The 5,691-nt window shown below is 67.8% G+C and carries 5 protein-coding genes and 1 pseudogene; all 6 read left to right on the top strand.

What is annotated here, in order from left to right; all coding sequences use genetic code 11:
• The first annotated feature begins 48 nt into the window (after positions 1 to 48).
• Positions 49 to 1,539, top strand: coding sequence for a 3-isopropylmalate dehydratase large subunit (gene leuC, locus VGC18_RS15285; RefSeq protein ID WP_331098947.1), 1,491 nt, complete (start codon positions 49 to 51; stop codon positions 1,537 to 1,539).
• Positions 1,539 to 2,186: a 3-isopropylmalate dehydratase small subunit gene (gene leuD, locus VGC18_RS15280; protein WP_331098945.1), complete on the top strand. Its 648-nt coding sequence runs from the start codon at positions 1,539 to 1,541 to the stop codon at positions 2,184 to 2,186. The genes leuC and leuD overlap by 1 nt, the downstream gene beginning before the upstream one ends.
• Positions 2,183 to 3,565, top strand: a complete 1,383-nt coding sequence (murA, locus tag VGC18_RS15275) for a UDP-N-acetylglucosamine 1-carboxyvinyltransferase (protein WP_331098943.1) — start codon at positions 2,183 to 2,185, stop codon at positions 3,563 to 3,565. The genes leuD and murA overlap by 4 nt, the downstream gene beginning before the upstream one ends.
• Positions 3,562 to 4,314, top strand: coding sequence for a lysophospholipid acyltransferase family protein (locus VGC18_RS15270; protein WP_414672900.1), 753 nt, complete (start codon positions 3,562 to 3,564; stop codon positions 4,312 to 4,314). The genes murA and VGC18_RS15270 overlap by 4 nt, the downstream gene beginning before the upstream one ends.
• A 7-nt stretch (positions 4,315 to 4,321) precedes the next feature.
• Positions 4,322 to 5,347, top strand: a complete 1,026-nt coding sequence (locus VGC18_RS15265; protein ID WP_331098939.1) for an NAD(P)H-dependent glycerol-3-phosphate dehydrogenase — start codon at positions 4,322 to 4,324, stop codon at positions 5,345 to 5,347.
• Positions 5,348 to 5,359: 12 nt separating this feature from the next.
• Positions 5,360 to 5,691: pseudogene (locus tag VGC18_RS15260) on the top strand (D-alanine--D-alanine ligase); the annotation flags it as partial.

The following is a 5,691-nucleotide window of genomic DNA, read 5'->3' as shown; positions in this document are numbered from 1 at the left end:
GTCTCACGCGCCCTTGGCTGACCACCGTTTTCTAGGAGACCGCACAGTATGAGCACCACAGAATCAGCCGTACCCGCTTCGCCCCGGCACCGCACCGGCGGACCCAAGACGCTGGCGGAGAAGGTGTGGGAAGACCACCTCGTCGTCAAGGGCGAGGACGGCAATCCCGACCTCATCTACATCGACCTGCACCTCGTCCACGAGGTCACCAGCCCACAGGCCTTCGACGGGCTGCGCCTCGCCGGCCGGCCGGTCCGGCGTCCCGATCTCACGATCGCGACGGAGGACCACAACACGCCGACCCTCGCCATCGACAGGCCGATCGCCGACCTCACCAGCCGCACCCAGATCGAGACGCTGCGCAGGAACGCCGCGGAGTTCGGCATCCGCCTGCACTCCCTCGGCGACGTCGAGCAGGGCATCGTGCACGTCGTCGGCCCGCAGCTCGGGCTCACCATGCCGGGGATCACCGTCGTCTGCGGCGACAGCCATACCTCCACCCACGGCGCATTCGGCGCGATGGCCTTCGGCATCGGTACGAGCGAGGTCGAGCACGTCATGGCGACGCAGACCCTGCCGCTCAAGCCGTTCAAGACCATGGAGATCACGGTGGAGGGAACGCTGCGACCCGGCGTCACCGCGAAGGACATCATCCTCGCCGTCATCGCCAAGATCGGCACCGGCGGCGGCCAGGGGTACGTGCTCGAATACCGGGGAAGCGCCATCCGCTCCCTGTCCATGGACGGCCGGATGACGATCTGCAACATGTCCATCGAGGCGGGTGCCAGGGCGGGCATGGTCGCCCCCGATCAGACGACCTACGACTACCTTCGGGGCCGCCCGCACGCGCCGCGGGGAGCCGACTGGGACGCCGCGGTCGAGTACTGGGACACGCTCGCCACCGACGAGGACGCGGTCTTCGACGCCGAGGTATTCCTCGACGCGAATGAACTGGAGCCCTTCGTGACCTGGGGAACGAATCCCGGTCAGGGGGTCTCGCTGAGCGAGAGCGTTCCCGACCCGTCGACCATCGTCGACCCGAACGAGCGGGCCTCGGCGGAGCGCGCCCTCGAGTACATGGATCTGGCGGCGGGCACCCCGCTCAAGGACATCCAGGTGGACGCCGTGTTCATGGGCTCGTGCACGAACAGCCGCATCGAGGACCTGCGGGCCTTCGCCTCCATCATCAAGGGCAGGAAGAAGGCCGACGGTGTGCGGGTCATGGTCGTCCCCGGTTCCGCGCGGGTCCGTCTCGAGGCCGAGGCCGAGGGGATCGACAAGATCGTCGAGGAGTTCGGCGCCGAATGGCGTTTCGCCGGCTGTTCGATGTGCCTGGGGATGAATCCCGACCAGCTCGCGCCCGGCGAGAGATGCGCATCCACCTCCAACCGCAACTTCGAGGGTAGACAGGGCAAGGGAGGTCGCACGCACCTGGTGTCCCCGCTGGTCGCGGCGGCGACCGCGATCAGGGGCACGCTGTCAAGTCCCTGGGATCTCGAGTCTGCGGGTCTACTCTCGCACGAGGAGGTGAACGCGTAATGGACAAGATCACTGTGGTCACCGGCGTCGCGATGCCGCTCGAGCGCTCCAACGTCGACACCGATCAGATCATCCCCGCGGTGTTCCTCAAGCGGGTGACCAAGACCGGTTTCGACGACGCGCTGTTCTTCGCCTGGCGACAGGACCCGGACTTCGTGCTCAACCGGCCCGAATATCACGGTGCGCGCATCCTGTTCGCCGGTCCAGACTTCGGCACGGGGTCGAGCCGCGAGCACGCCGTGTGGGCGCTGCGCGACTACGGTTTCGACGCCGTCCTGAGCCCGCGGTTCGGCGACATCTTCCGCGGCAACTCCGGCAAACAGGGTCTGCTCACCGGGCAGATCACCGAGGAGGATCTCGAGCGGGCCTGGGCGGCGATCCATGCCCAGCCGGGCATAGAGGCCACCGTCGATCTCGTTGCGAAGACCGTGAGTCTGGCGGGCCTCAGCATTCCCTTCGAGATCGACGATTACACTAGATGGCGGCTGCTCGAAGGCCTGGACGACATCGGACTGACCCTGCGCAACGAGGCGGAGATCACCCAGTTCGAGGCTCGCCGGGAATCCTGGCGACCACGAACGCTTCCGGAACAACACGTAGTGACGAACGGCGCAGTGCAGGTGGATACAGTGCAGGTGAATGAATGAACTCCCTTGTGAAGGATGCCCGCAGCGTCGATTCAGAGAACGCTGGTGAACGAGTGGGACTCAAGTCGGACGAGATCACCATCACGGGTGGCAATCCTCTCAGGGGACGCATCCCGGTGCGGGGCGCGAAGAATCTCGCGACCAAGGCGATGGTGGCCGCTCTCCTGGGGGAGACACCGAGTCTGCTTCGCGACGTGCCGGACATCAGCGATGTCGAGGTCGTCCGCGGCCTGCTCGAGGTGTACGGGGTCATCGTCTCGACCCCCGTTCCCGGGGAGATGCTCTTCGACACGAGCAACGTCGAGAAGGCGCACTTCGCGGAGATCGACGCGCACGCCGGCTCCAGCCGGATCCCCATCCTGTTCTGCGGCCCGCTGTTGCACCGCCTCGGCGAGGCGCGCATCCCGGACCTCGGGGGCTGCCGCATCGGCGACCGGCCCATCGACTTCCACCTCGACGCCCTGCGCGCCATGGGTGCGATCGTCGACAAGAGCTACGAGGGCATCTACATCACCGCCCCCGACGGCCTGCACGGCGCGGACATCACGCTGCCCTATCCGAGCGTCGGCGCGACGGAGCAGGTGCTGCTCTCCGCGGTCCGCGCGAAGGGAACCACGGAGCTGACCAACGCGGCCATCGAGCCGGAGATCATGGATCTCATCGCCATCCTGCAGAAGATGGGGGCGATCATCTCGGTCGAGCCGAACCGGGTCATCCTCATCGAGGGTGTCGACCGCCTCGAGGGATACAAGCACCGTTCGCTCTTCGACCGCAACGAGGTCGCCAGCTGGGCCGCCGCGGCGCTCGCCACCAAGGGCGACGTCTTCGTCGAGGGTGCCAGGCAGAACGAGCTGATGACCTTCCTCAACGTCTTCCGCAAGGTCGGCGGCGCGTTCGACGTCGAGGAGGACGGCATCCGCTTCTACCACCCGGGTGGCGAGCTCAAGCCGGTCACCATCGAGACGGATGTGCATCCGGGCTTCATGACGGACTGGCAGCAGCCGCTCATCGTCGCCCTCACCCAGGCGACCGGGACCTCGATCGTGCACGAGACGGTGTACGAGGACCGGTTCGGGTTCACGGAGGCGCTCAACGAGATGGGTGCCGACATCGTCGTCCACAAGGACGGCCTGCCCGGGTACCCCCGCAGGGTGGCCCGCCGCGACTTCGAGCAGGCGGCCGTGATCACCGGCCCGACCAAGCTGCACGGGGCGAACGTGCGGGTCCCCGACCTGCGCGGCGGCTTCAGCTATCTCATCGCCGCGCTCACCGCGGAGGGCGTCTCGACCATCAGCAACGTCGGGATCATCAGCCGCGGGTACGAGCATTTCATCGAGAAGCTCAGGATCCTCGGGGCCGATTTCGTCTTCGAGGGATAACCGCGGTGCCTCGCAGACCCCGGTCGGAGAAGACCCCCGCCTTCCGGCTCCTCGCCGGGCTACTCATCCCGGCGATGGACCTGCTGGCCAGGTACGAGGTCATCGACGGCGACAAGCTCCCGCGCCAGGGCGCCTACGTGATCGCGCCCAACCACTACAGCGAGATCGATCCGGTCGTCATCGGGCGGGTGGTGTGGAAGCTGGGCCGTCCGCCGCGCTATCTCGCGAAGGCCTCGCTGTTCCGGGTTCCGGTTCTCGGCTGGCTGCTCAGGGCGACCGGGCAGATCCCGGTGGAGCGCGCGGGTGCCGCACGGGGCAGCGATCCGCTCGGCTCCGCAGCCAAGCTCGTGAACGAGGGCTTCGCCGTGATCATCTACCCGGAGGGCTCCCTGACCCGCGACCCCGACCTCTGGCCCATGCGCGGCAAGACCGGGGCGGTGCGGATGGCCCTCCTGGCCGGGATCCCGCTCATCCCCGTCGCGCACTGGGGCACCCAGCTGGTCATGCCGAGGTACGGCAAGAGGATCAGCCTGTTCCCGCGCAAGACCATCAGGGTGAAGATCGGCGACCCCGTCGATCTCTCCGCGTTCGCCGGCCACGGACTCGACCCGAAGACGCTCCACGACGCCACCGCTCTCCTCATGGCCGCGATCACCGATCTCGTCGCCGAGCTCCGCGAGGAGACACCTCCCCTGGAGCCCTGGGATCCTGCCCAGCACAGCCAGACCGAAACGGGACGCTTTGAATAACAACACCATGCCCATCCGGATCACCCGTCCCGGCGTCCACCGGGTCGCGGTCCTCGGAGCGGGCAGCTGGGGCACCACCTTCGCCAAGGTGCTCGCCGACGGGGGCGCGGATGTCGCACTCTGGGCGCGCAGGACGGAGCTGGCCCGCGAGATCTCCGAGTCGAAGCGCAACAGCGACTACCTGCCCGGCATCAACCTCCCGCGCGGCCTGTGGGCGAGCCCGCTCCTGACCGACGTGCTCGACGGCGCCGAGATGGTCTTCCTGTCGGTTCCGAGCCAGTCGTTGCGCGAGAACCTCCGGGTGGTGCGGGACCAGATCCCGGACGGGGCCATCGTGGTGAGCCTCATGAAGGGTGTGGAGAAGGACACCCGCTTCCGGATGAGCGAGGTGATCGCCCAGGAGCTGGACATCGACGTCGACCTGATCGCCGTCGCATCCGGTCCCAACCTCGCACTCGAGATCGCCAAGGAGCAGCCGACCGCGGCCGTCATCTCCTCGACCAGCCTGGACAGCGCGACGGCCGTCGCCGCCGTGGCCACCAACTCCTACTTCCGCTCCTTCGTCAACACCGATGTCATCGGCACCGAGTTCGGCGGGGTGCTGAAGAACCTCATCGCCGTGGCGATCGGCATCGTGGATGGCGTCGGCTACGGGGAGAACACCAAGGCCTCCATCATCACCAGGGGGCTGGTTGAGATGACCGACTTCGCGGTCGCCTACGGCGGCCTCCCGCAGACGCTCGCCGGCCTCGCCGGTCTCGGCGACCTCATCGCCACCTGCTCCTCGCCGCTCTCGCGGAACAGCACCGCCGGCCGCTTCCTCGGTCAGGGTCTGACGATCACGGAGATCGCGGAGCGGATGAACCAGACCGCCGAGGGGCTCAGCTCCATCGCGCCGATCCTGGCGCTCGCCGAGGCGCGCGGCGTCGACATGCCGATCGCACGCCAGGTCGCCGCGGTCGTCGCCGGGAGGATGAACCCTCGGGACGTCGCGCCGCACCTCACCACCGACGATGTCCCGACGCTCGAGTAGGGGAGGCACGACGTGACGAAGACCCGCGTCGCCCTCGTCTTCGGGGGCCGCTCCTCGGAGCACGAGATCTCCTGCTCGACCGCGGCGGGCGTGCTCTCGGCGATCGATCGCTCCCGCTACGACGTGATCCCGATCGGGATCACGAAGGACGGCGCCTTCACGCTCCAGCCCGACGACGCGGAGGCCCTCCGCATGGACCCCTCGGCGATGCCGGTCGTCCCGGACAACGGGACACGCGTGCTGTGGCCGGAGTCGGTCTCCTCGCGAGAGCTGCGGGTGCTGCACGCGGGCGGCGTGATCGAGTCGCTCGGCGCCGTCGACCTCGCATTCCCGATCCTGCATGG

The organism is Lacisediminihabitans sp., assembly GCF_036404185.1.
Taxonomy (GTDB): domain Bacteria; phylum Actinomycetota; class Actinomycetes; order Actinomycetales; family Microbacteriaceae; genus Lacisediminihabitans.
This window is presented reverse-complemented; position numbering and strand designations above follow the sequence as displayed.